Origin of the sequence: Mycobacterium syngnathidarum (assembly GCF_001942625.1) — a bacterium.
GTDB classification, from domain to species: domain Bacteria; phylum Actinomycetota; class Actinomycetes; order Mycobacteriales; family Mycobacteriaceae; genus Mycobacterium; species Mycobacterium syngnathidarum.
The window spans coordinates 398,129-423,478 of the sequence record NZ_MLCL01000089.1 but is presented as its reverse complement, the minus strand read 5'-3'; the positions used below and the strand labels follow the sequence as shown (position 1 = coordinate 423,478).

General features: G+C 61.8%; 24 protein-coding genes. 9 read left to right on the top strand and 15 right to left on the bottom strand.

Features of this window, described 5'->3' with window-relative positions; genetic code table 11:
• Window positions 1-42: 42 nt before the first annotated feature.
• Genes BKG60_RS27975 through BKG60_RS27960 form a run of 5 tightly spaced genes read right to left on the bottom strand, consistent with a single transcriptional unit; the run spans window position 43 to window position 7,114 of the window.
• Entirely contained in the window at window positions 43-516 is a 474-nt protein-coding gene (locus tag BKG60_RS27975; protein ID WP_070946304.1) for a DNA phosphorothioation-associated protein 4, read from the bottom strand.
• Window positions 513-2,570, bottom strand: coding sequence for an AAA family ATPase (locus BKG60_RS27970; RefSeq protein ID WP_070946303.1), 2,058 nt, complete (start codon window positions 2,568-2,570; stop codon window positions 513-515). The genes BKG60_RS27975 and BKG60_RS27970 overlap by 4 nt, the downstream gene beginning before the upstream one ends.
• Window positions 2,567-2,728 (bottom strand): hypothetical protein, encoded by a 162-nt coding sequence (locus BKG60_RS32165; protein WP_158070598.1) that lies wholly within the window; start codon window positions 2,726-2,728, stop codon window positions 2,567-2,569. Before BKG60_RS32165 ends, BKG60_RS27970 begins: the two co-directional genes overlap by 4 nt.
• 43 nt (window positions 2,729-2,771) lie before the next feature.
• Window positions 2,772-4,910 (bottom strand): DEAD/DEAH box helicase family protein, encoded by a 2,139-nt coding sequence (locus BKG60_RS27965; RefSeq protein ID WP_070946302.1) that lies wholly within the window; start codon window positions 4,908-4,910, stop codon window positions 2,772-2,774.
• The gene (locus BKG60_RS27960) at window positions 4,907-7,114 is read right to left on the bottom strand and encodes a sigma factor-like helix-turn-helix DNA-binding protein (protein ID WP_070946301.1); all 2,208 of its coding nucleotides are present in this window, start codon (window positions 7,112-7,114) and stop codon (window positions 4,907-4,909) included. The genes BKG60_RS27965 and BKG60_RS27960 overlap by 4 nt, the downstream gene beginning before the upstream one ends.
• Before the next feature lie 353 nt (window positions 7,115-7,467).
• Here BKG60_RS27960 and BKG60_RS27955 point away from each other — a divergent pair, with 353 nt between their 5' ends.
• The 3 genes from BKG60_RS27955 (at window position 7,468) to BKG60_RS27945 (ending at window position 10,916) form a co-directional block, all read left to right on the top strand.
• A complete protein-coding gene (locus BKG60_RS27955; protein WP_239252999.1) occupies window positions 7,468-9,882 on the top strand; it encodes an AAA family ATPase in 2,415 nt (804 codons plus the stop codon).
• A complete protein-coding gene (locus BKG60_RS27950; protein WP_070946300.1) occupies window positions 9,879-10,229 on the top strand; it encodes a hypothetical protein in 351 nt (116 codons plus the stop codon). Before BKG60_RS27955 ends, BKG60_RS27950 begins: the two co-directional genes overlap by 4 nt.
• 132 nt (window positions 10,230-10,361) lie before the next feature.
• Entirely contained in the window at window positions 10,362-10,916 is a 555-nt protein-coding gene (locus tag BKG60_RS27945) for a hypothetical protein (RefSeq protein ID WP_083339372.1), read from the top strand.
• Between the two features lie 197 nt (window positions 10,917-11,113).
• Here BKG60_RS27945 and BKG60_RS27940 read toward each other — a convergent pair whose 3' ends face one another.
• The gene (locus tag BKG60_RS27940) at window positions 11,114-13,399 is read right to left on the bottom strand and encodes a DUF262 domain-containing protein (protein ID WP_070946299.1); all 2,286 of its coding nucleotides are present in this window, start codon (window positions 13,397-13,399) and stop codon (window positions 11,114-11,116) included.
• 358 nt (window positions 13,400-13,757) lie between these two features.
• Between BKG60_RS27940 and BKG60_RS27935 the strand changes: the two genes are divergently transcribed.
• Genes BKG60_RS27935 through BKG60_RS27920 form a run of 4 tightly spaced genes read left to right on the top strand, consistent with a single transcriptional unit; the run spans window position 13,758 to window position 15,864 of the window.
• On the top strand, window positions 13,758-14,318 hold the full coding sequence (locus tag BKG60_RS27935) for an Ltp family lipoprotein (RefSeq protein ID WP_075910303.1): 561 nt from the start codon (window positions 13,758-13,760) through the stop codon (window positions 14,316-14,318).
• A 52-nt stretch (window positions 14,319-14,370) separates the two neighbouring features.
• Window positions 14,371-14,751 (top strand): hypothetical protein, encoded by a 381-nt coding sequence (locus tag BKG60_RS27930; protein WP_070946298.1) that lies wholly within the window; start codon window positions 14,371-14,373, stop codon window positions 14,749-14,751.
• Between the two features lie 21 nt (window positions 14,752-14,772).
• Window positions 14,773-15,417, top strand: a complete 645-nt coding sequence (locus BKG60_RS27925) for a vWA domain-containing protein (RefSeq protein ID WP_070946297.1) — start codon at window positions 14,773-14,775, stop codon at window positions 15,415-15,417.
• Between the two features lie 48 nt (window positions 15,418-15,465).
• On the top strand, window positions 15,466-15,864 hold the full coding sequence (locus BKG60_RS27920) for a hypothetical protein (protein ID WP_239252995.1): 399 nt from the start codon (window positions 15,466-15,468) through the stop codon (window positions 15,862-15,864).
• Between the two features lie 130 nt (window positions 15,865-15,994).
• On the opposite strand, the gene BKG60_RS27915 is transcribed toward BKG60_RS27920, so the two are convergent.
• The 3 genes from BKG60_RS27915 to BKG60_RS27905 form a co-directional block, all read right to left on the bottom strand.
• On the bottom strand, window positions 15,995-17,638 hold the full coding sequence (locus BKG60_RS27915; RefSeq protein WP_239252993.1) for an SIR2 family NAD-dependent protein deacylase: 1,644 nt from the start codon (window positions 17,636-17,638) through the stop codon (window positions 15,995-15,997).
• Window positions 17,639-17,743: 105 nt separating this feature from the next.
• Window positions 17,744-18,208: a hypothetical protein gene (locus tag BKG60_RS27910; RefSeq protein ID WP_070946295.1), complete on the bottom strand. Its 465-nt coding sequence runs from the start codon at window positions 18,206-18,208 to the stop codon at window positions 17,744-17,746.
• 100 nt (window positions 18,209-18,308) lie between these two features.
• Complete coding sequence (locus BKG60_RS27905; protein ID WP_070946294.1) at window positions 18,309-19,286, bottom strand: metallophosphoesterase; 978 nt, start codon at window positions 19,284-19,286, stop codon at window positions 18,309-18,311.
• A 237-nt stretch (window positions 19,287-19,523) separates the two neighbouring features.
• On the opposite strand from BKG60_RS27905, the gene BKG60_RS27900 reads away from it, so the two are divergent.
• On the top strand, window positions 19,524-20,327 hold the full coding sequence (locus BKG60_RS27900) for a hypothetical protein (protein ID WP_070946293.1): 804 nt from the start codon (window positions 19,524-19,526) through the stop codon (window positions 20,325-20,327).
• Window positions 20,324-20,716, top strand: a complete 393-nt coding sequence (locus BKG60_RS27895) for a hypothetical protein (protein WP_070946292.1) — start codon at window positions 20,324-20,326, stop codon at window positions 20,714-20,716. Before BKG60_RS27900 ends, BKG60_RS27895 begins: the two co-directional genes overlap by 4 nt.
• A gap of 44 nt (window positions 20,717-20,760) precedes the next feature.
• On the opposite strand, the gene BKG60_RS27890 is transcribed toward BKG60_RS27895, so the two are convergent.
• The 6 genes from BKG60_RS27890 to BKG60_RS27865 all read right to left on the bottom strand — a co-directional run bounded on the left by BKG60_RS27890 (window position 20,761) and on the right by BKG60_RS27865 (window position 25,012).
• A complete protein-coding gene (locus BKG60_RS27890) occupies window positions 20,761-21,849 on the bottom strand; it encodes an AAA family ATPase (protein ID WP_070946291.1) in 1,089 nt (362 codons plus the stop codon).
• Window positions 21,846-22,505, bottom strand: coding sequence for a nicotinamide riboside transporter PnuC (gene pnuC, locus BKG60_RS27885; protein ID WP_070946290.1), 660 nt, complete (start codon window positions 22,503-22,505; stop codon window positions 21,846-21,848). The genes BKG60_RS27890 and pnuC overlap by 4 nt, the downstream gene beginning before the upstream one ends.
• A 17-nt stretch (window positions 22,506-22,522) precedes the next feature.
• A complete protein-coding gene (locus tag BKG60_RS27880; protein ID WP_070946289.1) occupies window positions 22,523-23,596 on the bottom strand; it encodes an HNH endonuclease in 1,074 nt (357 codons plus the stop codon).
• A gap of 90 nt (window positions 23,597-23,686) precedes the next feature.
• Window positions 23,687-23,968 carry a type II toxin-antitoxin system RelE family toxin gene (locus BKG60_RS27875; protein ID WP_070187395.1) on the bottom strand — a complete coding sequence of 94 codons (282 nt, stop codon included), beginning with the start codon at window positions 23,966-23,968 and terminating at the stop codon, window positions 23,687-23,689.
• A complete protein-coding gene (locus tag BKG60_RS27870) occupies window positions 23,965-24,240 on the bottom strand; it encodes a type II toxin-antitoxin system Phd/YefM family antitoxin (RefSeq protein WP_070187418.1) in 276 nt (91 codons plus the stop codon). Before BKG60_RS27870 ends, BKG60_RS27875 begins: the two co-directional genes overlap by 4 nt.
• A gap of 73 nt (window positions 24,241-24,313) precedes the next feature.
• Entirely contained in the window at window positions 24,314-25,012 is a 699-nt protein-coding gene (locus BKG60_RS27865) for an endonuclease/exonuclease/phosphatase family protein (RefSeq protein ID WP_070946288.1), read from the bottom strand.
• Between the last annotated feature and the right edge of the window lie 338 nt (window positions 25,013-25,350).

Genomic DNA, 25,350 nt, shown 5'->3' with positions numbered 1-25,350 from the left:
GAATGCTGCCATACATCCGCCAGCCCACAAATACCGGCTACGTCAACCCCAGGTAACCCCGCTCAGCAGTTCGCCAACCGACAGAGGCTTCGCCCCGCCTTCATCGGCCAGAACTTCTGTCACAAGGTCGATTACAACGAGGTCGACTGGTTGGCGTCGAACGTTGATCTGCTCCTGGATGTACTCAAGACCGCCGTTCGCGAACTCCTCGAAGATCTTGACGCGCTCCTCCAAGCGGGTGCTATCCATGATCTCCGCGTCGTCTGAAACGACATTCGCCGCGATCATGTTGATCAGTGTGTCGCTGAATCCCGGAGTTGCTAGTACCTCGTAACGGATGGGATCCCCGGAGCTGGCCGTGAATGACACACGACGCTGCTGATGAAACCCGACTGCCGCGGCGAAGAGCAGGATGTCGCGATAGGTCGGGAACTTGGCCTCATTCTGCATTTCCTGCATGAGCGCTTCATGTTGCTGCGGCCGCCGCGCGCGGACCTCGCCTTGTGCGGTTGTCACTTGATTACCTTCAGTTCGGAGTGGTCGGATTCGTCAGACCGAATGTATGGATAGGACATGCCTTCAAGTTCGATGTCTTCAGCGACATCGCCGGCGGCTGTGGTGTGCGCCTCGATGACACCGAGATGGCTCACGTAGGGAAGCAACTCGGTAACGACCTTGCCGAGCCCTTGACTCTTGCTGACCAGTACAACTAGCTGTGGTGCCATCTTCGCCAGTGCTCGCGACACCGATTCTTGGTAGTCCTGATCGAGGGAGCCGAATGCAGCGTCCATCACGATCGGATATGTGCCGGCGTCTGTTGCTGCCTCGCCCTCTGCTCGCCCGCCCTTTCGGATTTCGCGAGCAAGCTTGGAGACTGCGGCCACGAAGCTGAGGCTTAGAATCTGATTCTCACCAGTCGATTTGGGCACTGGGAGCTCTACTCCGTTGACATTCTGATGGAGGGTCAGCTCGAAACCTTCGTTCAGAGTGGGCACATAGGGCTTGAAGGTAATTCCCTTGAACACCTCCTTTACTTCGGCATCGAGTCGCTGGCGCATGTCCTCCTCGCGGAAGGCCAAGATCTCCTCGAGTGCCTTCTTTACAGCAAGCACCAACTCGGAACGAGAACGGGCTTTCTGTGCCAGCTCGTCAGTCACCTCCGCCCGCGAACGGTCTCTCGACTTCTGCTCGATCTCCTTAGCGACCGAAACTAGTTCGGACGCGATCGATCCCTTGCGTTGGTTCTTCGCCGCGATGCGGGCATCGAGATCGATTCGTTTCGACTCCAGCCGCTGGACGTCCTCCAGTCGGCTATCTTTGAGCTTGCCGTCAAGTTCCGATTTGCGCGCCTCAAGCCGTGAAACACGTTCTCGCTCAGTGGCGATACGATCCAGCTGCGCACTGAGAGCGTCCCTGAGTGTTCCGCGAGCATCCGCAAGCGGAGCGATCTGTCCGCTGAGTTGCTGCCAAGCGGTCTCTACTGCTTGAAGTCCTGCTCTCTGACGCCATTCCTTCACATGGTCCCACGGAGCGCTGTGTTCGGTCAGGGGTGTGCCGCAGATGCACGCCCTTTCATCGAGCAACTGATCGACGAACTCGCGTTTAAGCGGCGCAGGCAATGCTCCCTTCCGATAGAGGTTGTCGGCCATTGCCTTTGTCTTCTCGCCGAGTTCTTCCGTGAATGCCTGGAAGCCCTTTGTGCCAACTAACAGGGATCGCTCAATGATGGCCGCATCGCGGGCGGCTCGCGCTTCGTTGAGCTCCGCTGAAACGGAGTCGCGTTCAGACTGGATCGGCGCGGCCTCATTATGCTGACGCAGCAATTCCAAGGTGCTGTCGCGCTCCTCCGCCAGGGAGGCGATGTCGCCGTCGATGACCGCTAACTCATCCTTGGCCTTTGTCTGCCTTTCCGTGAGCGAATCGATCGCATCCTGTATGGCACTCGCTGTATCGCCACCATGCTTCTTAAGCTCGTCGGTCAGCTTGCGGTTGACCTTCGGAAGATGGGTGATGGCGCGCTCTACCTGTTCCAGGTCGAGCAGCACTTTGATGTCCTTCTGAACTTCGGCGTAGGCGCCCTTCTTGACCAGATTCTCGATTCGCTCACCGTTGAAGAAGAAGAATCGGCTGACGCCGACGGGCAGGATGGTGAGGATCTTTTCCTGCGGGGCGTCCACCACTTCGGACGAGCCGTCGGCTCTCGTCGTCCACAGCTGCAGGGTGGGCGACAACGGACCCTGGTGGTCCGACTCCTTCCGGAGGTGACCGCTTCGCCGGATCCGGTAGTCTTGACCCTCGTGGTCGAAGTGGATCTCGACCGCTACCTCGATCGAATCCCCGATAGGCAACGCTCGCCAGACACTGTCGGTAATAATCCGGTGCTGCTGTTCGACGTCTTCGGACATGTTCCCGTAGAGCCCCCACGTGAAGGCATTGAGCAGCGTCGTCTTCCCAGCACCGTTTGCGCCAAAGACCAGCGTCACGGGCTTGATGGCATCCGATGTGAGGTCGAGGGTCTGCGTTCCTCTGAACTGTCGGAAGTTCGTTAGCGTGATGGATTGGAGCTTCACGGGATGATCTCCTTCACTGCGGCCAGCAAGTCGTCGGTTGCGTCGTAGGCCGTGATGTGCAGCTTGGCCCGTTCGATTTCCAACACTCGCTTGAGCAGCGCCAGTTGTTCGGGGCTTAGCCCTTCCAGTACTTGTCGCTCGGTGCGCTTGTCCGTCACTCTGTTTCCCTTCATCATTGGGATTTCACGCTTGCGGCGCTGCCTACATGTCCATCAGGTGGTATCGCTCTTTCAGAGGGCGGAGCGCCTCTAGCGTCGTCTCATAATTCTCCGATAACTTCCCGAATTCATTGGCCCGCTCCAGTTCTCGGATTAGTAGCGAGCGCTCGACGGTGAAGTTAATCGGCGCGCCGGCGGCAGGAACCGCCAAGTAGTCGAGGATTTCCGCGCGTTCCTTTCCGGGGGCACGTCGCAGCAGCCGGCCCCGCCGCTGGATGAACTGCCGTGGGTTGCTGCTGCTCGCAAGGAGATAGCCCACTCGGGCGTCCGGAATGTCGACTCCCTCGTCGAGACAGCGCATTGCGATCAGGGAGCGCAGGTCGTTGCCACTACCGAATCGTCGCAGGAGAACTTTTCGCTCTGCCCGCGGTGTCTCCGATACATAGGTGTGTCCGGACAGGTGGAGTTCATTGCCGACGAGGTGCATGACTTCATCGACCTGTTTTGGTCCCGGTGGGTCGCCTGGCTCGGATGGTCGTCGTCCTTCGGCGCAATAAATTAGTTGGAACCATTGATGACGTCGCGCTTGCAGATCTGCGCGTAGAGCAGCGATTTTGCCTTCGGCATGCCCGAGTACTCCAGCTCGCTGGCGGAGCAAGTACCCCAACGGCGAATCAGGATCAGAGTTCTTAAGGTCGTCTCCTGAAGCGATGCGTTGCGCGATTTGCGCTGAGAGATCGACGTAAAGGCTAGTCTCAACGTCATTCAGTTCGACAAGCCTGGGCATATAGACATACCGAGTGAGTGCCCCCATCGCAATCGCTTCGCCGAGTCCTAGTTCGAAGCAGACTTGGCCGAAGTATTCGGTGAGTGAGTCTGTGCCCTCATCGTCGAACCAGCGCTCGGGCGTTGCGGAGAGCCCGAGCCTGTAGGTTGCGTTTTGGGGGAGGGACGAGCGAAAGGCTTTCGAGCCCAGATTATGTGCTTCGTCAGCGATGATGAGCAGTGGTTGTGCGATGCGCGACAAGATCGATTGGAACCGCTGCCCCGAGAACGAAGCATAGGTGGCGATCATCGCCACGACCGGGCGCTGGCCCATCCGTGCTGCTGCGAGCTGATCTTCAATGATCGGGAGCCACTTCTCGCTGGACTCATAAACGGCCACGGGTCGTACACCAAAGTCGTCAACCTCGGAAATCCATTGATCAACCAAGTGCGTCAATGGAGCCAAGATCAGGACGATTAGCGGCTCTTCACGCTCGCGGTGCAGATCACCAAGCTTCGTAGCGGCGACCATCGCGGTCTTCGTCTTCCCGGTGCCGGTGGCCATCTTGAGGATGCCGCGTCCCTGCTGTCCAAGCCAAGCCATGACAGCGTCCCGTTGATACGGCCGGACTTCGAGCGCTTCTGGGATTGCTAGGCGGCTCGCGTTGCCAAGCTCCACCGGCGCGGGTGCGAACGCAATATCGATGCCAGGCAGTGGGCGATGCGGCCGCTCGTTCCCTAACTTGATGAGTCGCTCACGTGCGATGTCGGGGAACCGTTCCACGCTGAGATACGGCGTCTCGTTCGACCAAAGAGATTGGAAGTCGGCTTCGAGGCGCAGGGCTCGTGCACCGTCTCCGGCGACCCACCCGCGGTAGACCTCAACCGACTCAAAGTTGGCTAATAGTCCGCCGTACGTTTCGTTGCTACTTCCAGTGAACCCAATCAAGTCCCCAAGGTCGTCACGAAAAATCCCGATCTTCTCGTGGTAGATGCCGACCCGACCCTCTCGCTCGACAAATGCAAGCTTGATATCAAGTCGACCGTCGGCGATGAGTCGTCCGATTAGCCCCAAACTGTCCAGAACCGTGTCCGGCTGGTCGTCGTTCTCTAGCTCCCGCAGTGTTGTTCGCTCGAGCACTGCGCGTACGCCATAGCCGCGTTCGATGTCCACGATGTCGTCCTCGTTGAGGTGAGGTGATGCGATGAGACGCATCGATCCGCCACGCTCGGCGAATAGGTCGATACCGCGTGAATAGAGAGCCAGGCTCGTTGAGCTGAAGTAACCAACTGCTCGGCTGTAGCTCGATGCCACGGTGAATGCTGGGACAAAGAAGTTTCGGACGACATCTTCCTTGTCGCTGCGATACCGGTCGTTGAGGGTGAGGGATCGCAGACCGCGCGGTGCATCGGTCATAGAAGGTCCAGAATCTGGTCGACGTCAGCGTTGTGAGTTCCTTTGGCTGGAACATGCCCAGTCTCGAGGAATTCGCGTGCTGCAACAAGCAAGTCTGCGACGTCGTCATCACCACGCGCGCGGTATTCACCAATGATGCTGGAGACAGGGGCATCCTCGGGTAATTCGATAGCTGCTGCCAAGGAAGTGCGGGCATTCTCAGGGTCAGTTGTCGTCTCCGCGCCGACGAGCGTAAGGGCGTCAGCGAGCGGGTCGCCGGCCAAGGGAGGTGCTAATTCGAAATTGAAGGTGTGATTGTCACGAATGATAAGGAATGCTTCAGCGCCGGCCGCCACGTCGTCATTCATGAGGAATCGACGGATCGTTCCGAAGGAGGGTTGAATTCCTGTCCACGCAATCGATTGGGGTCCAAGCGGCGATTCGAGCTGCTGAACCTGCCCTTCGTTGAGATTGAGGATGCTGGAAATGGCCATCGGAGCGACGGAACCGCTGCCGCGCAGGTGATCGGTCGTGATGCGTACGCGGTATGCCCAGCCGTCGGGTTGCCTGAATAGCCGTCGTGTTCGGCGTGGCGATTTGCGGGCGGTCCGTTCGCCGCCCAGCTGTACGATTCCACTCTTCGTCATGAATGGTGCGGCAGCTGCATACGCGGTGATGCTGCTCGCGCTGACGCTATATCGGCTAGTGATGTGCTCGACAATGTCGTCCAAACGTGCGCGCCCGCCGGCTTGGGCAACGAGCTCGCGGATCATGGACCGAATACCCGTGTACGCCTCAAGCCCCCATTCTTTGAGAGCCCAACGATCGCGATCGACTCTCTCGAAGCGATCGTCTCCACCCAGCGCGTTCCCTAAGGAACGAGCGCTGCGATCGAAGACAAAGCGGTCGACTATTTCTTCGGGACTGAGCGGTGAGCCTTCAAGAAACAGTACGGCCGCTGCATAATCGCCCACCGACGATGTCCGGGCGAGTGCGTATTCGCCGCTTATGACGTACCCGCAGTGAACCAACCACGATGCCGTGACGTCAGGCCGCCGATCCGGATGGCTCGAACCAACGAGGTCCAGTTCATCGAGCCGGGCGACACCGTACTGGTTGGCACGTTCCGCAAGTTGTGTTCGGGTTATTTCTAATGCCGCACTCATCGTGGGTACAACACACCATCCGTCTTCGATCTCGTAGGCGTCATCCAGACGGTCGAGCACTCGCCAGGCGGGTTGACCGACCCCCTCGACTTCTTTGCCAAGCGCCGGCATCATCTCGAGAAGATCGTCTAGTGGTCGAATGGTTCCGATCAGGCTGCGCGCGCTCTCGGCGGCCATCGCTAGCGGGCCTTCTTCGGAAACCACCGTCAGCATGGTTCCGCGCGCCTTACCTTCGATCTGGCGGATTCGTTCGCGGGTCACTTCGTACTTCTGACCGAGCTGGTCAAGAGTCGGAGGATCGTCGGCGAAAAGGCGAGCGCCGAGCACTTCGATTGCACGGGTGTCGAGAACACTCAGGGCGCCGCCAAACAGCGCGGCGATGTCGCGCTCAGTTTCTCGCTCGTTGAAGATGTCACCCGCGCGTAGTCGTTCGATGCGCTGGCGCGCCTTAATGACCTCATCCGGAGTCCCCGGCGTTGCTGGGCCACTAAGCAACGGTTGATCGAGTGTTCCGACGGTGGTGTTCCAGGTGGCCACAGTGGTGAGGTCTTGCACCAAGGATGAGACCCAACCAGGTAATTGCGAGGAGCCGTAGTCGCCTGCGTCTGATTCCGACCTACTCCTCGGCGCGGCGTTGATTTGAGGTGTTGCGGCGGCGGTCGATACATCCGCTAAAGCCTGCAAGACCGCATCGGCAGTCCCCACTCCCATCTGATTCCAGCTAAGCATGTCTTGCAGAGTCGTCGCCTGGAGGCGGCCTGGTTTAGAACGTCCGTATTTCCCAAATACGTTTCGTGCACGCACGGGTATGTCCAGGCCGATAATGTCGATGTCCGGTGGCAGGCCGGGGAAAATCTCACCGATCGTCCATCGGGTCAAACGCTCCATTGCCAGCGCTGAAATCGTGCTGAGCCGTGACTGCCGCGTGGCGGGGTCAGTGTCCTCGATCTTGTCACTCCACCAACCGACAGCTCCGACGCCGGAAGCACCAGCGAGCCACGGGAAGGCGTCGGACCACGTTCGTGGTCGGACGTCATCTCCCATCATGTCGATACTCATGGCTATCTTTCGTCCCCTCAAAGTCTTGCGCCATCTGTATAGCAGCGCAGCGCGACAACGCGGGTTGCCTTGTGCAAATGAGGTCGCAGGTGACGTCCTGCATAATCCCTGCTTAGTGCTGCCTGCGCGAGGAGACAGGGGCCAGTCTCGCCACCGAACTACTCGACCCTAGCCGGATAGACCCAGCAGCCTCGCTGACTGTTACAGCGGTGGCCAACCGCGACCCCCCTCTTGAGTGGTTCGAGCTGTAGTGAGCCTTACTTTTCGAGACTGCATCTACGGGGCTTGCGGCACGCAAGGCTGACTGTCATCAATTGAGCACGGCCGTCGGTGGCACGTAGTTCAATCGTCGCGTGGAAGAAATTGACCGCGCCGACAGTGAGATGGAGCAGTCTGTCCAGGAGGCCATTCTGGAGCTGCTCGATGCCGACAGTGAGCTGGACGAATCGGCCCGCAACCTGGTGTTGGGCGCGCTCGCCGAAGTTACCGATGAAGTCGACGGCAGCGCGGAGACCGACTGGTCCTCGACCTACCTGACCAACATCACGGTGTCCGGCTTCCGGGGCATCGGTTCCACGGCCAAACTCGACCTGCACCCCGGTCCGGGCCTGACCGTGATCAGTGGCCGCAACGGTTCGGGCAAATCAAGTTTTGCTGAAGCTGTCGAACTGGCCCTGACCGGCTCGAGCTATCGCTGGCGGAGGAAGCAAGCGCTGTGGTCGGAGTCGTGGCGAAATCTGCACAAATCCAATCCCTGCGCGCTGCGGGTCCGGTTCACCCGCGAAGGCAGCGGCCCGGTCACCATCGGCGTCGACTGGGCAGCCGATGCGGAGCTGACGGACTGCACGCTGTGGACCCAACAGGACGGCGAAGACCGCGTCGCCGGTATCGACAACCTCGGCTGGACACATCCGTTGCAGCGCTGCCGTCCGGTGTTGTCCTACGACGAACTTGGCCGCCTCTTCGACGGTGGGCCTTCGGCTCTGTATGACGCGCTCGCCAAACTCCTTGGACTGGAGGTGCTTTCGGTCGTTGAGAAGAGGCTGGCCACCGATCTCAAAGAAGTCAAACTGGTGAAGGACGCCGCCGACGTCCTGCGGAAGGAAGCTATTGCGGCGCTGTTGTCGTCGGAAGATGAGCGAGCGGCAGGCCTGGTGAAGCTGCTGAAGAAGCATGTACGGCCACTCGATGAGATTCTGGCGATAGTCACCGGGGCGAACCAGCCCGAAACAAGCATCGTCGCGGCGCTTCGCCAGCTCAGTGAGATGGTGGTGCCGTCTGTCGATGGCATTGGATCATGTCTGGCTCGGCTGCGAACTTCACTGGACAACCTACGCCGCAGCGAAGTCGCGATCGCGGCACTGGCGTCAGACCGGGTGGAACTTCTCCGCAGCGCACTCGACTACCACACGCGTGCCGGGGACACCGACTGCCCGGTGTGCGGTGAAGGCCGGCTGGACCAGGACTGGGCCGAGCAGGCGCGCACCGCACTCGTCGACGGCGAAGCTTCGGTCGCCGAATATCGCGCAGCTGTCAATGATCTCAAGAGCGTGCAGGCAGATATTCAAAAGCTGACGGCACGACTGGGGCCGGTCCCGGCAGCCCCGGAGGTCGATCTGCAGACGCTTGCGCTGTACAACACCGCAGCTGAACACGCCGGGGAAATCCCCGTGAACGACGTCGCGAGAGTGGCCGAGTTGGAATCGGCGCTGACCGATGCCCTCAGCGCGGCGGAACTGCTGAAAACCGAAGCCGGTCAAGTTCTGGCCGGCCGCGAAGACGCCTGGGCGCCGCTGGCGGCACAGGTGGCTGCGTGGGTGCCGGAGGAGCGCAGGGCTCAGCAGCTCGATGCGCGGTACAAGGCGGCCACGGCCGCCAAGAACTGGGCCAACAAGCAGGGGACAGCATTTCGCAACCTCCGACTCAAACCCATTGCGGCTCAATCGCGGCAGATCTGGAGTGAGCTACGACAAGAGAGCAATGTCGATCTCGGCGAGATCACCCTGAAGGGAACGGCCACCCAGCGGAAGGCAGTGCTGACCGGTTCCGTGGACGGTGAGCCGACCCAGGCCCTTTCGGTCATGAGCCAAGGTGAGCAGAACGCCGTCGCGCTGGCGCTATTCCTGCCGAGGGCCACGTCGGTCAAAAGCCCGTTCCGGTTTGTGATTCTCGATGATCCGATTCAAGCCATGGACCCGGCCAAGATCGACGGATTCGTCCGTGTGCTTACGAGTATCGCCCGCACTCACCAGATCGTGGTCTTTTCCCATGACGATCGGTTGGCGTCTGTCATCCGAGACACCGGTGTCGAGGCGCGACTCGTCGACGTGGTTCGGGAAGCCGGTTCGAAAGTCACGACCCGTCGGAACACGGACCCGGCGCGTCGGCTTGTCGACGATGCTTTCGCGATGGTTCAAGACAACGGCCTACCCGATGACATTAAAGGACGGGTGGCGCCGAACCTGTTTCGGATGGCGTTGGAATCGGCGGCCAAACAGGCACATTACGCACGCCAGTTGTCGGCGGGACAGTCCCGGGTGGCTGCCGAATCGCAATGGCAGTCAGCGAAGAAAACGCGGAACCGCCTGGCGCTCGCTGTCCACGGCGATGAGCAGGCAGATGTGACGCCGTGGCTCAACGCCCGGCGCGGGCGAAAGAACGTGCTGGACATCGGGAATGCCGGTGCCCACGGGAGCATCGAGAATCTGACAAAGGAGGACGTGCGCGAGCTCGAACGTACCGTGAACGATCTCCTGGGCCGGCGATGAGCGCAACCGAACTGCTGCGGCATGCCCAGCGGATCGTCAAACAGTCACGCGCTGACGGTCTTTCGTCGCGCATGGCGGCCTTTCTGGCGCGTCAGGCGTTGGAGGAGATCATCGAACTGCGGTGCGCCGGCGTGGGTGCACCCGCCCCGTGGGCGAATACCAGAAGCCAGCTCGTAGTCCTGCGTTCGTTGGACACCGAGGAGGCGGCCGACGGCGCGGCGATCGCGTGGAATCGCCTCAGTGCCGCGTGCCACGTCCATGCGTTTGAGCTGCAACCCTCAGCCGCTGAGATCGAGTATCTGTGCGGTGTGGTGGAGTCGTTATTGCCAGACAGCGTGCCGCCTTAGGGAATCTCGTAGCACTCGCGAGGCGGAACAGCGTCGGCCCCATACCGACGTGGAGTGGTGTTTGGCGGCTGCAATGTCGCAGGCAACGAGACGCAAATCAGATTTGGGATGAGTGTCACCAAGGAGTGAAATATGCCCTATGACAATTACGGCGGGTTCGTGTCTATGAACGAGGCGTTCGACGCATGGAAACCGATCGCGATCGAAGTCCTGATGGAGACGGCGAAGAAGTACAACGGCTTCGTCACGTATACCGAACTGTCGAACGCTGTCCAAACCCGTTCGGGGATCGGACACAAGGGGTTGTTGACGAACTGGATTGGCGGTCTGTTGCAGCGCGTTGTCTACCACTGTCGCGACAACGACATCCCTCACCTCAGCGCACTATGTGTGACTGCGGATGGCACGGTAGGAAATGGCTACAGCAATGTCCCCCAACTTCTTGGTGACGTGGAATCGATGAATCTTGACCAGCTCGACGACCATGCAGCCAGGACGCGACTTGAGTGCTACCGATACTTCGGCGCGGAGCTGCCCTCGGGAGGTGGCGAACCGATGCTCACGCCTAAGGCGAAAGCCGCGCGCGAATGGAAACACATGCAAACCAAGTTGGCGGAACCACCGAAGCTTTGCCCCATTCACTTCACCACATTGCCTGTGACGGGTGTATGCGATCAGTGTGACTGAAATCCTTCGGTCACGATCATCGCCAGTAGTCCACCGATTCTGGCGGCCAGTATTTGACTGTGGAACCCTGCTGATGGCTATCGCTCACCTCGATCTTGGTGTCACAGCGACAACGTCCGTAGGCACTCATATCGGTCGGGACAGCTGGGGCTTGGGGAAGTCTGGAATGCCGCAACCTTGCCTTCTACCGACACTGGTCATGGTTCCATCTCTGGAAACATGCGGCCTTTTCCAGTGTATGAGCGCTTCGCTGCGCCTTCACCTTTGGCTTGGTCGTAAAGGCGTTGTGCAGCACCGACGCGACGGGCATTGCCATAGAGTCGCGCGGCGACTCGCTCCCAACGCATGTTTTGACCATCGCGCAGAGCGACCGCATCGGCTGGGCTTGGTGCGCGGGTCAGAACCTCATTAGTGAGCGTTGCTTCCTCTTCGAGCACGATCAACCACAAATCGCGCCCGCCACCGAGGCGGTCTGAAGTATCGCTCGTACTTAGACCACTGCGGAGCAACTCGCGGATGCGGTCGCGGAGCCCGGGAGGTGTTGACGCGTTCTCCATTGGCAACTCAGCCGGACCGAAGGGACCGCTTGCGGTCTCTGACGGTGCTGGGGTCGGTTGAGTAGTTGACGGCGTGGGAGCTGAGGGGATGGCTTCGGCCTCTTCGGGGCCTGGCCAAATGTGCGCGATGAGGCTGGCCAGATAAGTGCTGCGCCTGTCGACATCGGCCTCGGTGAAGGACTCTGGATGTTGACCGGTGACAGTCGAATTTAGTTTCAGCAGGCTGTGCTCAACGAGACTGCGGCGCTTGTCTTTTGATTGAAGCGGCGAATGCCAAGGTGCGTTCGACAAACTTGAGTTGAGGGCGCCAGTGGTCAATGTCAGATTGCCCAACTTGTGCAGATGTGCGGTGCGCCACGCGAGCGGATCCTCTTGAGCCTCGTCGAGTGGCCAGTGCGGTTCCCACGTCTGCGGAATCAGGTGCTCCAAGGTCAGATTGCTCGCCATACCGAGGTGTTGCTCGGTTTTGCTATCTATCGCTCGGAGGTGCTCTTCGATGCGATGAAGTACCATTACCAGCCGGTCTTGGCGCCGCTGTCCGTACATGTCGCGGGTGAGTATCGCGCTGTGGAGTTCACTGTCGCTTGGCCATCGATTGGCTGGCGCTGTTTCGGCTGCCAGTCGTGATGCCAGAACATCGTCCGCGTGGGGCAAATCGGCCTTGACGTCGCCAACCAACGCCGCAAAGAGGCGGTTGTAATTCTTCGTGGTCCCGCCGCAAATCATCCGGCGCACAAGAAAACTCTCAAGGATTCGAAACGCTCGCGCGCGACGTTCGGCTGTGACTGCTTCGGAGCGAAGCAGCGTGAGGGCTATCGGCATCAACGTCGTGGTATCCAATAGCTCGAGCAAGTCACGGAACCGCCTGTCGCTAGGGGCAGCGTCAGTGCTCTGGAACCAGCGGAGTGCAGCTGCATCGCGTGTCAGCGTGGGGATGAGCTCGGTCATTGGCGGGCAGGAGGCAGGCTGCAGAATCTTGGCGCGGAAGATGTCAAAGAGTTCGGTTGCCGCGACCGGCTCCGCAAGCTCGGCCACGAGCCAGTACTGAAGGAAGAGGTCGCCGTTCTTCGTGAACAGGCGGCCGGTTCGCCGGCTCTCCCTCCAATATTCGCGGTCCAACTCCGGCTCCCAGTGCTGCGCGTAAAGCTTGTCGGTATCAGCGTTTTCGCGCTCTGCCTTCAGGAATACCGCGTTCTTCAGCAGATCAAGGGCGATCAGGGGCGTACCGCGTCCGTTCAGCGTTTCGAATATGACTTGCGGATTGTCGCCGTCTTCAAGACGAATGGAGACGAGCTTCAGCAGATCTCCGAGCGTGACTCGAAGTGCTTCGAATTGTTTGATCGGCGGCGTCGACGCGGGTGGGGAACTCGGTTCGCCGTCGGCGACCCAGGATGCAATCTGTTGGCAGAAGAAGGCATAGGCGTCCTGGATCTCGCTTCCTGGCCTCTGAGGTTTGGACGGATGCGATCCGTCGGCTTCCATCGTTTGTCGAAAGGCCTCCCGATTTGCGTTGGTCGGCCACACCTTGAAGCGGTCGTCCCCCGTGGCAAGAAGCTCGTTGTTGAGGGTGAGACGCCCTAGTAAGTCGCCTTGCGCGGGGCAACCCATTGCGTGAGCAGTGCGCGCCGCCGCCGCGAGCAGGAGCTGAAGCGTCGTCAGTCGTTGCTGCCCATCGATAACGAGATAACGCTGTGGAGAACCGGGTGGATTCTCCTCCTGCTCGATAACTATTGCGCCGAGAAAGTGGGCAGGTGACTTTGAACTCGCGCCTTCGGCCAAGACGTGCTCGGCGACCGTCGCGATGTCCTGCCACAGCGGACTCCACTGCTTCTGCTCGGTCCAAACGTACGGTCGCTGGTAGAGCGGGATGACGTAGCGAACGTCTAATTGGAAAAGCTGCGTCAGCGTCCGAGTCTCTGCCTGCATGTCGCTGAGCCTACGGTCAAAGCGGGTGGCCGAGTGCGTGAATCGGTGTGCGCAACTTTGCTCCCTCCCGGTTTGTCGAGTGATTTTGGCGGACCGATCGGCGTCCCGGTTATGGGCACCTCGACACCTCAGCTGGGTCGCGCTGAACTCCGCCCAGTCTGCGGTCCTCGACCCAAGCATTACGAGCCGTAGAACCGGTTGATGGCCAAGCGGATGGGTCGGTCCTAGCTCTAATGGATTCAGCAGACGCCGATCTTCGAAACCCTGTCGCACGACGACCGCAGCGCAGTTACTTGTCGGTCGGCTCTGTCATTCTGTTCGGCTCGCGTGTGCGAGCGAACAACGGATGGAGCACACGATGACTACCTACCTCGCGCACACTGCCGCGACTATGCCTCCGAGCGCCCGATCACGCACCGTGACGAGAAAGAATCGTGGCGCCCTTGCCGCCGGCATGCTGTTGGCCATCTGTTGCACCGGCTTGTGGGCGGCCAACGTTGTCGGGGTCGCTGGACCCGACGTGGCCGGCTCTCCGATGCAGTTGGCCAGTGTCGTCACCAGCATCGACGAGCAAAGCGAGCCAGATATCCGGGCTCTGTCCGGGCCCACGATCCCATTGGAACCGGTCTCGTCGGTGAGCCAGCGCAAGCCGGTGCGTAGCGCCAAGCAATACCTCGACTACAGCGCCTTCTCGCGTCAGAGGCTCATCAAGCAATTGGAATACGAGGGTTTCTCGACCGCGGACGCGACTTTCGCCGTCGATAGCATCGCCGTCGACTGGAATGCGCAAGCCGCGAAAGCTGCCAAGGCATACCTGGACTATTCGGGGTTCTCGCGTAGCGGACTGATCAACCAACTCGAGTACGAGGGGTACACCCCGGCGCAGGCGGCCTACGGGGCTACCGCCGCAGGGCTGTAAAGGCATGTCCGCAGTTATTGCGGTATCCGCAGTTTCTGCGGTATGGTTGGTCATGTCCAATCCGTACGAGCAGATCCGTCGCCACCTGGCCGCTGCTGAAACCGCCAACGAGACTGCGGAATCCCTGCAACACCTGCGGCTGGTTCTGACCGAGGTCGGCAAGCTCTTGGACGAGCAGCTGGCCCGTGCCGTCGTCGACGACGAGATGTCGCTCGCGGCGGCGGGGAAGAGCGCCGGCCTCACTGAAAACGCGGTGGGGCCCCGCCTGGCCAACACGCCCAGGCTGGCCCCGTACGCAACCACCGGCGGCCGCGTCACCGCCGAGGACGTCAGACGCGCCCGGAATGACAAGTACGCCCGTACGCCGCTGCCGCCCACTCCACCCACCGAACCGATGCGGTTCAAACCGCGCCGAAACACCAAGCGCTCCTAGCGCTTCCGGAAAGGAACGATCATGGCCAATTCGAATCTCACCCACCTCATCTTCCTGCTCGACCGGTCCGGGTCGATGCAGTCCATCAAGTCCGACGTCATCGGAGGGTTCGACGCCTTCCTCGCCGAACAGCGCACCGCCGACGGGCAGTGCGTGGCGACCCTGGCTCAGTTCGACCACGACTACGAGGTCGTCTACCAAGGAATTCCACTCGATCAGGTGCCGTCGTTGGCGCTGGATCCCCGCGGGCGTACCGCGCTGCTGGACTCGATGGGCAAGCTCATCACCGACACTGGCGCACAGATCGACGCGCTGCCCGAGGACGAGAAGCCGGGCACGGTGGTCGTCGCGATCATGACCGACGGTCACGAGAACGCGAGCAGCGAATGGCGACGGCCGGACATCAAAGCCCTTGTCGAGCAACAAACCAACGAACACGGCTGGGAGTTTCTCTACATGGGTGCCGACCAAGACGCTGTCGAGGTGGGCGGGGGCCTGGGCGTCAAGGCTGACCAGGCTGTCACCTACGCACGAGGGAAATCCCGCGAGGCCTGGGTGGCAGCATCCGACAACGTCCGCAGGTATCGGGGCGCGAAGCTCATCGACGCGGAGGCACCAATGCCCGCGTTCACTGTCGACCAACGCTCCGAGTTGGCCGACGGCTGACCTCAGGGACTGGGCGGCGCCGTGGAGCCGGGCCGCCGCCCAGAAGGAATGAGTTCTTGGATCCTCAAGGGGGACAATGTGGGTGAGTCAAGTTCCTACACACCGCTCGATACCAGTGGCTTCTGCGAAGCGCTACGCGATCGGACATTCGACCCACGTGCACTCATCGCGTGGGCCCGCAGGTACGACGGTTACAAGCGACTGGGCGGAAGTCCCAGTGCGCTGGTCAAGGTACTCGATCCGCTCGTAGAGGAGATCGCAGCGTCCGGAAAGATCCCCGAATGGGCGGGCGTGGACCTTCTGCGTGGCCTCGCATTCTGGCGGGTTCGGGTGGCGGCGAATCGCGAGGCGCCTGAGTATGCACTGGACGATGATTTGTTTCTCGCGACGGTGGATGCGGTGCACAAACACCCTAACGCCCGTCCCGCCGACAGACCGCCTTTGTAGCGACACTGCTGGCGGCATTAACGGGGTATGAGCACAACATAATTCGGGAAAGCGGCGTGGGTGCGTTGTCCCGGCAATCGTCACACGGCAACGAATGGCACACTGACACCTCAGGCGGTCAGGTCGGCGGTTACGTGTCGACCGATTTCGTGCGGTAGTCAGCGCCCAGCTCGGTCAGGAACTTCCTCACCTGGTTTCCGACGCCGTTCAGCTTGCTTTCCGCGGTCAGGTCTACGAGTTGCTTGAGCGGCCCAACCAACTCGTATTCGGTCTTGGCGAGGTCGGCGTAGGAGTCATCAAGGAAGAATGCAGCTGACGTGGTTGCCAGATGACCAACGAGATCGAGGAAGATCTCAAGCTGGCGAGCCGCGCTGGGGAAGTCGTTTTTGTCTTCGCCATCGACGACCATCGGTACGGTGTCCAGATCTTTCTGCCAGAGTTGCCGCTCGAGCGGGTCGTCGTGCAATGTCAGGACGGTTCCGTTCCGGCTTTCTGCGTGATCGCCACGGGCTGCTCGCACCTCGTCTATGAGATCGTGAAAGTCCTCGTCGCTCAACGAATAACCCACGAACACCATCGTGCGCATCATCAACAGGCCCTGCACCAGGCCCATCAACGCGCCATATTGACGTGGCATCCTGAGATAGTCGGATCGCGTCAGGATCATTTTCTCGTGGTCGTCGACACTGCCATGCAGTTTGAGGAGCAGCCGGCCATCCGTCTGCCGAGGGTCTTTGGGCAGGACCGCGATCTCTTTGCCGTGAATCGAGGCAGCGTCTTCGAATAGCCGGTCGAAATTTGTCGTGACCGCTTCCTTGCTCGGCAGCGAGGCAAGTAGTCCATGCACCAGTGAATAGTGCGTCACCTCACCGATGCGGTCGGCGACACGCTTCTTGAAACTGTCGGTGTCGCACTCAAACCGACCTTCAACTAGTGTCGCCTGGTCGCGTAGGTCTTTCTGGGAGAGTCGTTTACGCTCTTTCGTTTTGAACTTGGCTTCGACGGCCATGGTCTCGAGCAGGCCCTTCCAGGTATCTACCCCGGCACCGGCGCTGACTCCGGCGCCGATGAACAGCACCAGTTGCCGCTCGATGGCATCCTTGGCAAGGTCGCCCGCCTTGCGCCGAAGCCCGTCGCGCAACGGCCAGGCTTCGGCCACTTTCCCACTGCTGAGGTATCGGCGCCGCGCCCATTGCACAGCCGCGTAGGGCTTTTCGCCGTAGGCCACCAGGATGATGTCGACGTTGCGCTTGTGCGCTAGTTTGCTCAGAGTCTCGACCAGGCCGAGTGCCAGGTTGCCTTTCGTGCCTCGGCCGCCGCCCTCGCCGGAACCCACCACATTGACCGCCAGGCGCCGCCGCGGCCACTTGTAGATGCGCTCTGGCGTGTCCTCTGGTTTCTTTGCGGCGCGCTTGACGAACTCCTTGACGGTCGGGGCGAACGTGGAGAACTGAGATTTAACGCCAGCCTGGCCGACATTGCCGAGCCACACCTGGGGTTTCTTGGGTCGTGTCCTCAGGGGTAGGACGGCCTGCCCGTCCCAGTCGGTTCCTTTGTACCTGGTCCGGTATTCTTCGATTTCGGTTTGGTGGTCCTTGCTCAGGCGATCCCACTTCGACTCAATGTTGAAGAATGCGTCCGTGGGCAGCAGCACTGCGTCGCACGCGATCTTGTTGAGATCGCCGTTGATGATGAAGAGATGACCACCCATGCGCGACACGGTAGACAACGGAACCTCGGCGCACACCGAAACTGACGGCTTGTCCTTTCGCATGTTCGACTTCTACTCGAACAACGCGAAAGCCCGGAGCGGCCCGTCTCGCCCGCAAGACGCGGTGCATGGTCGAATCCGCCGGCCGTGACTCGTTGCGCGACGCCGTTACCGCGTCACGGGCCTTCCTTCCGCGCATTGGCAAATCTCCAGGATCCGTGGGGTGAGCCCCGGATCGAGGCCGGAGGTCTCGTCGGACGATTCGTCGTCCTCATCGATCTCCCAGTCGATGTCCAGGACGCAGAGCGTCTTGGTATCGCCTTGCACACAACGGATCAGCCGTTCCAGGTCGCACCAGTGCTCGTGCATGCATCGTGCCACCGGGCTCTCACACATTGAGCCGGCGATGGGAACTGGCGCCGTCAACTCGCCATCCCGGTAGCGCGCCAGCAGCACATCGGTGAACGCATACCTTGTATCGTCGTCCGGCACCTCGGTGATGACGCCTATTACACCTACCCCCTCGATCGGAATCTCGGTGCGCTCCAGAACCGGCCCGCAGGGATTCTGATGCGTAGCTATTGTGGCTATATCGCGGTCCAGAAGTGGATAGATCGCCCGTATCACCTGCATAAAGCAATTCTATCGGTGGCCACCGACAACTCTGCTTCTGTTTGCTGGTGGGCGTTGGATGACTGGCAATGAAGTGAGGGGCACCGCGCCGGCGCCGCATTCAGGCCGACGGCACGTAATGCTCTGGGCGGATCCGCTTTTCGCCTGACCAGCGGTAGGCCGTCAAGGCGCCGCCTTTCACGGCGCTAAAGTCCACGCACGCGGTGTAATCGGTCCAGTCGTGCAGGTGCTTGGGCGAACCCTGCCGCCAGTAGTGCCCGTAGAACACCGGCACACCCGCCGGATAGACGTAAGTCCGATCGGCGCCGGACAGCTCCAATTCGGGGAGTGGCGGGTAGGGCTCACCGCTTTCGGTGGTGAAATTGCCACCCATTTCCGCGATGTCCCGCAGCGTGCGGGCCTCACTGTTCCACCACCGCACCCGTGCATTCTCACGCGGGATGTCGTCCTTGTCGTGGTACACGGGTTGGCCGCGGTCGACCAGGCTGATCTCCGGACCCTTGAGCAGGATCTCGATCGCGTCGTACAGCGGATGGTCTTTGTCGGTGGCGGCGACGAGGTGATTGGTATCGCCGAACGGTGTGCTCGAGCCGCACTGCTTTTCGACGACGGCGATCGAATCCTGGTGCCAGCAGGCATGCACGACCCGCAGGCCGCCCGGATCCAGCCACAGCGGAATGGTGGTGAACCACTCCAGGTACCGACGGCGGTCAGCGCCGGCGACCTGATCGAGAAACGCCTTGTGCTGCTTGGTGTTCTTTGCAGAATGCGCACGCAGGTACTTGCCGCTGCCCGCCGGCCATTCGGTGTCGTAGGCCAGCGCGTTGAACTCGTGGTTGCCCATCACGATCTTCGCGCTGCCGGCGGCGACCATGTCCTTGGCGATCTGCAGCACCTCCAGCTGTTCGCCGCCGCGGTCGATCAGATCGCCGACAAAGATGACCTGTCGTTGGGGGTGCCGATATTCGCTTGTTCTGCTGGTTCTCCGATATCCGAGCTCGGCGAGCAACGCCTTCAGCTGTGTGGCGCATCCGTGCACATCGCCGATGATGTCGTAACCCTCGGGGGAATCGCTCATATGGTGGCTCCCTTCGTGTCGTCGGGGCACTCGCGTCAGGGCCGTCCAGTCGGAGCTGGTGACGGCAACTCTTGACGCATCGTCAGGATAACCGGCGCCCCCGACAAGCCGTGTGCCCGTCGGCGTATCCGAACGCTTGTCGGTGGTCGGTGTGATACTGGCCGGCTCCCCGCGAGCGCCAGCGGATTACCGCCGTGGAGTCGTTCTGGCCCAAGCGAATCAACGACAGGAGGAGAGATGAGCGGCAAACGTTCCTCAGACGGGTCCAATGCCGTCGGCGGACTGGTCTTTTTCGTCATCGTGCTCATCGCCCTGGCGCCGAAGCCGGTCTGGATCGCCCTCGGGGTCATCACCGCGGTGGTGATGCTGGGCTGGATTTCCTACAAGATCACCGTTGCCCTGGAGAAGCACAGCTATGAGGCGCACGAACGGGAACGAGCGCAGCAGGCGGCGCGGGCTGCGGCCGCCAAGCGTGAACGCGAAGAGCGGGTGCGCAAGGAAAAGCGACGCCGCATCGACACGCTCGGCAAGGACAATGCCGCACGCCTGGAATCCGCGCTGAGCGCGGTCAGGCAGGTGACGGCGTCCGAAGCCGCCCGCGCCGGATGGCTGGGCGATGTCGACTTCAGTGCTGACATCAAGGGGATCACGGACAATTTCGAAAAGGCGCACGCCCTGGGTGCGGTGACGGGCAAGCTCTCGGCATTGGACAAACCCAGTGCCGAGGACCGCAAGATCCTTGCCGAGGCCAAGTCCACCATCGCGAATCTGGAACGCGCCGCGATCGAGCGGGTGGAACTCGTCGGCAAGTGCGCCAAGGAAGCGCAACTGATCGACAAGTCGCTACGCACCGAACGCGAGGACGCCCGGGTCGCAGACCAGCGCGCCGAACTGCACGCGAAGTTGAGTGCCATGTTGTACGGCATTGAGGCCACCCCAGAAACCATGCAGCAGGACTCGGCGGTCGATGCGGTGATGGCCCGCGTGCAGGCGTACCGGGACATCAAGAACCGATTGACGATTGGAGGCGAAGAGGAATGAGTCGTGAAGCGAGACTGAGCCGCAAGTCAGCGGTCAAACTCGACGACGACCTGCTGGAGCGCATCACGGAGGTGGTCACCGGCAGCGATGTCATCGAGACCTTGAGCAACAAGCGCACCAACTGGGTGACGTCGTTCGACCATATGGGGGTGTGGGTGGAGACCGAGCGGTCCCGCGCACATGCCGCCGGACCTCACCTGGTGCCCGCATGGATGATCGTCGTGGCCTGGGAACAGTTGTGCAAGAACGGAACTCTCAGCCACATCGAATTGCTCAACGACCTGAAGGTGATGCGGTCGGCATTCGTCTGCGCATTGCTCGCGCAGTTCCCAGATGTCGTGGTCGTACAGGATCGCCCGGCCGTCCTGGAAAGGACCATCAACCGGTGAACGAGAATCCGATCACAGGTGCCCGCGGCGGATGGCGCCTGGTCCTACGGCGCCCCCTCAAACCCCGGCCCTCGCAACGGCTCCCCGAAACGCGCCCGCAACTCCAGAAGCGGTTCGATCGTGCGGACCGCGAGATCGATGCGCTCCTCCAACGCCCCGGTCAACAGCACCCACGAGTGCCCGGCCGCGGTCAGCGTGTCGGCGAACCACCCCGTCATCTCGGCGCGGATCGCGAGGTCCCCTTCCCGCATCCCGTCGTCGTGCCACGGCACGCCCTCATGGTCGGTGAGCAGATATACCGCCCGCGGCGGGACCTCGGTCCAGGGCCCGCCGGACGCGTCGCCGAGGTAGCGGCGCTTCCAGATAGCGGTGGCGAATGCATCGGTATCGCAGATCAAGATGGGTGATCCGGCCCGGGCCGCCTTTTCTTCGAGTCGTGTCTGCTCGGGACCTATGACATCGAAATCAGCAACATCCCAATGTAGTTCGTCGATATTCACATCAGGATCGGCGGCGCACTTGAGCTCGGTGTACTCACGCCCGTACTCGGCCACACATTGCGTCGCAGCCCAGGCGCCGCCGCGGCCCGCGTAGTGCCGGGCCAACCGTTCAGCCACCGTCGTCGTCCCGGTCGACTCGGCGCCCACCACAACAACCCGCGTCACCAAACCAGCCTGCGTCGCGGGAGCCAACTCATGCCACCGGCCGGCGAGATCGCCACGCACGGCCGTGCTGCTGCCGGTGCGCCCCGTCCTCACGGCGGTCGCGCCGAACCAGCGGGCGAGCTCGTCGACATAGTCGTCGCCGCTGAACACCGCATCGACGTCCGGTGCAGCGCCGGCAGCCCGAACACCCGCGCGCATCGCCGCAACCTGCGCCGCCCAGACCCGCTGATCGGTCACGTCGACGGGCGCATCACAACGGATTCCAGCGATCCGTACGTTCGCATCGCACTGGTGCTCCTCGCGGAGCCACGCCATCCGATCGGCCAGCGGAATCGTCTCGACCGCCGCGGCCATCACCAGCACGGTGAACCGGTCGCAGCGTGCCGCGGCCGCCCGGATGGCCTCGTGATGCCCGATCCGCGGCGGATAGAACTTGCCGATCATCAGACCGTGCCGGAACTCGGTCATCGCGCCGCGCTGTCTACCCGCAGGGCCGCGTCGGCCGGCGCCAGTTCGCGTGCCCAAGCCCGCAACCCGGCGATGCACAAACCGAGGAACAACACGTACACCGCCGCGGTGAGGATCAGCCCCTGGCTGAGATAGAGCGGGATGAAGATGCAGTCGGCGGCGATCCAGAAGTACCAGGTCTCGATCCGCCGCGTGTTGAGCAGCCACTGCGCGATCAACGACAGGCACGTCGTCACCGCGTCCAGGAACGGGGCCGCATCATGCGCGGCCGTCAGGACGACATACAGAACCCAGGTGCCCAGCACCAAGAACACCGCGCACCAAGCCAACTCGGCCCGACCGCTGCGGCGCACCACGGTGGTGCCGGTGTCGGCCCGCCCACGCAGCCACTGCCACCACCCGGCGAAACCCAGGGCGATATAGAGCACCTGCAGGCCCGAGGCCGCCCACAGGCTCGCCGAGGTGAACAGCACCAGGAAGAACGCGTTGTTGGCGATCCCGACAGGGAAGTTGAGGATGTTGCGCCGGACGGTCAGCGCGACGCACAGGCCGCCGGTGACGAAGCCGAGGAACTCGGCCCAGCTGACCGCATCGGTGCCGATGGTGAAGAGCGCATTGTTGAGCGGCTCCACCATCCGGGCCAGCCAGTCGATCATCTGGCACAGCCTATTGGCTACGTGGTCGCCCACCACGGCGGGAACGCGATATCCAGCCGTGTGCTCGTCTTGTAGCCCGTCCAGGTCGGGATTCCGGCTGGCTGCCCGCGGTAGATTCCCCGTGCCGCGGCCACCACCCGGTTGTGTTCTGTTGGCCAACGGATTTCGTCGGAGATCTGCTCCAGCACGTCGCGGTCGCGGTCGAGGACCCGGTGGACGATGCTGACCGCCGGTAGGGCATTGCTCTTGTCGCCGTTGCACCGACGGCAGGCCAGTATCAGGTTGGCCAGTCCGTCGATGCCGACCAATGACCACGGCAGCACGTGGTCGACCGGGTCGCCCGGTTGCAGGTGGGTATTGCAGTAGAAACAGTGCGGGCCGAAGGCGTCCGTGAACGGTCCACGGACGGCGGCGAGGTCCGTGCGGTCCCGGCCGAACAGATGCCCGGCCACGTCGGGCACCTCGGCGTGCAGAAACTTGTTCATCCCGCGGACGTCGTCGACCCACATGATTTCCAGTGCGGGTTTGAGAAGTCCGGCCAGCCGGGCCAACCCGTGGGCCACGCCGGGCATCAACTCGATCGCATCGCCGTGGGCCCGCAGGGTCTTCCGGGACACGTTCTCGGCGAGGAACGCGTCGTCGTACAGAAACGGGTCACCGGTCGCCGACCCTGGCAGCTTCTGCAGTCGCGGCAGCGGTTGCTTGGCCATGGCGATCACGATCTTGTCGATCGCCGCCTGATAGTCCTTGGCCGCTCGGACTTTGGCCACCTCCAGCGACAGGCCACCATTTCCCGCGCCGGCCGCCGCGCGAAGCTCCAGCGTGGCATCGATGATGCGCGCCTTCGCACCGGTCCGGCGTTGGCGCAGGACGTGGCCGTCGAAGGTTCGCACCTGCCGCCAGTAGATCCCCAGCACGCGGTGCGCGAGGGCGGGGAGCGGTACCCGTAGCCGATCGCCGGGTTCGGGCGGCAGGTTCTCGATGCAGTGCTCGATCAGACCCATCAAGGTGGCCAGCTTGTAGGTGGCGTCCCGTTGTCCGGTCTCGAGGATCGCCACCACTCGCTGGCCGAGCAGTAGCGGATCGTCCACAGTGGCACTTTCTCATACCCCGCCGGGGTGCACGTCGCGGTTGAATCCGGCCCGGCGGTTGCCGCTGCTGCACCGCGTTACGGCAATCCATCACGCCCTGTAGATGTGGGCGCGGTGGTCGATATCGATGATGAGGATGGTGTGGTTCTCGTCGTCGATCCGTAACAGGATGCGGTAGTCGCCGCGACGTGCACTGCGCGTGCCCTCGAGCTGATCGCGGAGAGGCTTGCTCAGTCGGTGCGGATTCTGCGCCAGCGGTCCGGCGACAAACTCGATGACCGCGTGCACGACGCGGCCGGGTAATCGCGCCAGTGCTCGCCGTGCTGGCGATGCGATTTGGACTTCGTACGGTGGCAGAGCTTCATCGCTCATTGCGGCGGAAGGTTGTGATCAGCCCGGAGTTGGTCGAGCGAAATCGTCTCACCGGCTTCGTACTCTGCAACGGCCTTCGCCACTGCGTCGGTCGTACCTGATCGTGAGAGCCAGTAGATCGTCTCGCGCAGCGACTCGAGATCGTCAGCGGACATCAGTACCGCGGCAGGTTTCCCGTGTTTGGTGATGGTGATGATGTCGTGTGTTGTTTCGGCGCTGTCGACCAGGGCTGAGAGCTTGTCCTTGGCCTCGCCGAGCGGCACTGTTGTCATGCCCGCCATTCTAGCCCAAATATTAGCCATAATGAAGCTAGAATAATGGCCAAATACTGTATCGCGATCACGTCTAGTCCAACGCCGCGATCAGCGCCGAATGATCCGTCTCGCCGGCAAGCCGCGGCGCATGGTCGAATTCGCAGGTGCGGACCCGTTGCGCGTACTCAGGCGTGGCGTAGATGTAGTCGAGTCGGAACCCGTTGTCGCCGGGGCGGCTGAACCAGGAGTATTCGCGGACGTCCGGATGCAGAGACCGCCACACATCGACGTATCCGGACGCGATCAGACGCCCTGGCATCTCCGGGCCGATGAACCTCGTGCCCTTGGGATCTTTGTCGAGATCGTTGTTGCCCGTGTTGAAGTCACCGATGAGCAAATCGACCTCGCTGCGTCGGGCCCGGTCGATCAGGGCCTCCCAATAGGGGAGCTTGGCGTGGGCCTGCGGCAGATAGACACCGGCCACGATGGTTCCGTCGAACTCGGCGCACCACAGATGATGGGCGGACAGATCGCGGCTGAAACGCGACGCCCGGTCGATCGGGGTGCGGGATGCGATCAGTACGGTGTTCTGCTTCGGATCGGCCAGCGGGTGTGTGGTCGCGTACCCGGCGCGTTCGAGCTGCGCGGCCAGGCGCGAGCCGGTGTCGTTGGCCCGGAACTCCGTCACCACGAGCAGGTCGGGGTCATAGCCCAGCAGCCGCGCGGCCAGTGCGTCAGCGTTCTTGCTGCCGCTGTGGCGGATGTTCAGCGTGGCGATTCGCAGCGTCATCGGGAGTGTCCTCTCGCTCGACGTGGAATCTCCAGCGAGCCGGACAGTATGAAGGGGAGGGCTGACAAGCTTTCCCGGATGGGCTGTGGTTGGCGAGGCTGAGGTGCTTCAAGCGTCCCTTCTGTGTCGAAAACCGAGACTTGGACATGTCGGAAACGCTGACTCATGTGGTGGCAGCGTGTCCCTGGGCACCGCCGCGTTGAAGGTCGGATCGATGGATCTTCTCGCCGGCCTGGCCGCCGCCGAATTCCACCCACCGCTTCGCGAAGCGGTCTCGCGCCGCAATCTTCGCGTGATGGCGACGTACCCTCAGCCTATGTCGAAATCGAACCGCGAAC

What these genes read in the sequence shown, in the direction of transcription:
- BKG60_RS27965 (WP_070946302.1), bottom strand. Translation starts at nt 4,910, where the DNA reads ATGACCGATGCACCGCGCGGTCTGCGATCCCTCACCCTCAACGACCGG.
- BKG60_RS27960 (WP_070946301.1), bottom strand. Translation starts at nt 7,114, where the DNA reads ATGAGTATCGACATGATGGGAGATGACGTCCGACCACGAACGTGGTCC.
- BKG60_RS27950 (WP_070946300.1), top strand. Translation starts at nt 9,879, where the DNA reads ATGAGCGCAACCGAACTGCTGCGGCATGCCCAGCGGATCGTCAAACAG.
- BKG60_RS27945 (WP_083339372.1), top strand. Translation starts at nt 10,362, where the DNA reads ATGCCCTATGACAATTACGGCGGGTTCGTGTCTATGAACGAGGCGTTC.
- BKG60_RS27940 (WP_070946299.1), bottom strand. Translation starts at nt 13,399, where the DNA reads ATGCAGGCAGAGACTCGGACGCTGACGCAGCTTTTCCAATTAGACGTT.
- BKG60_RS27935 (WP_075910303.1), top strand. Translation starts at nt 13,758, where the DNA reads ATGACTACCTACCTCGCGCACACTGCCGCGACTATGCCTCCGAGCGCC.
- BKG60_RS27930 (WP_070946298.1), top strand. Translation starts at nt 14,371, where the DNA reads ATGTCCAATCCGTACGAGCAGATCCGTCGCCACCTGGCCGCTGCTGAA.
- BKG60_RS27925 (WP_070946297.1), top strand. Translation starts at nt 14,773, where the DNA reads ATGGCCAATTCGAATCTCACCCACCTCATCTTCCTGCTCGACCGGTCC.
- BKG60_RS27920 (WP_239252995.1), top strand. Translation starts at nt 15,466, where the DNA reads ATGAGTTCTTGGATCCTCAAGGGGGACAATGTGGGTGAGTCAAGTTCC.
- BKG60_RS27915 (WP_239252993.1), bottom strand. Translation starts at nt 17,638, where the DNA reads ATGCGAAAGGACAAGCCGTCAGTTTCGGTGTGCGCCGAGGTTCCGTTG.
- BKG60_RS27910 (WP_070946295.1), bottom strand. Translation starts at nt 18,208, where the DNA reads ATGCAGGTGATACGGGCGATCTATCCACTTCTGGACCGCGATATAGCC.
- BKG60_RS27905 (WP_070946294.1), bottom strand. Translation starts at nt 19,286, where the DNA reads ATGAGCGATTCCCCCGAGGGTTACGACATCATCGGCGATGTGCACGGA.
- BKG60_RS27900 (WP_070946293.1), top strand. Translation starts at nt 19,524, where the DNA reads ATGAGCGGCAAACGTTCCTCAGACGGGTCCAATGCCGTCGGCGGACTG.
- BKG60_RS27895 (WP_070946292.1), top strand. Translation starts at nt 20,324, where the DNA reads ATGAGTCGTGAAGCGAGACTGAGCCGCAAGTCAGCGGTCAAACTCGAC.
- BKG60_RS27890 (WP_070946291.1), bottom strand. Translation starts at nt 21,849, where the DNA reads ATGACCGAGTTCCGGCACGGTCTGATGATCGGCAAGTTCTATCCGCCG.
- pnuC (WP_070946290.1), bottom strand. Translation starts at nt 22,505, where the DNA reads ATGATCGACTGGCTGGCCCGGATGGTGGAGCCGCTCAACAATGCGCTC.
- BKG60_RS27875 (WP_070187395.1), bottom strand. Translation starts at nt 23,968, where the DNA reads ATGAGCGATGAAGCTCTGCCACCGTACGAAGTCCAAATCGCATCGCCA.
- BKG60_RS27870 (WP_070187418.1), bottom strand. Translation starts at nt 24,240, where the DNA reads ATGACAACAGTGCCGCTCGGCGAGGCCAAGGACAAGCTCTCAGCCCTG.
- BKG60_RS27865 (WP_070946288.1), bottom strand. Translation starts at nt 25,012, where the DNA reads ATGACGCTGCGAATCGCCACGCTGAACATCCGCCACAGCGGCAGCAAG.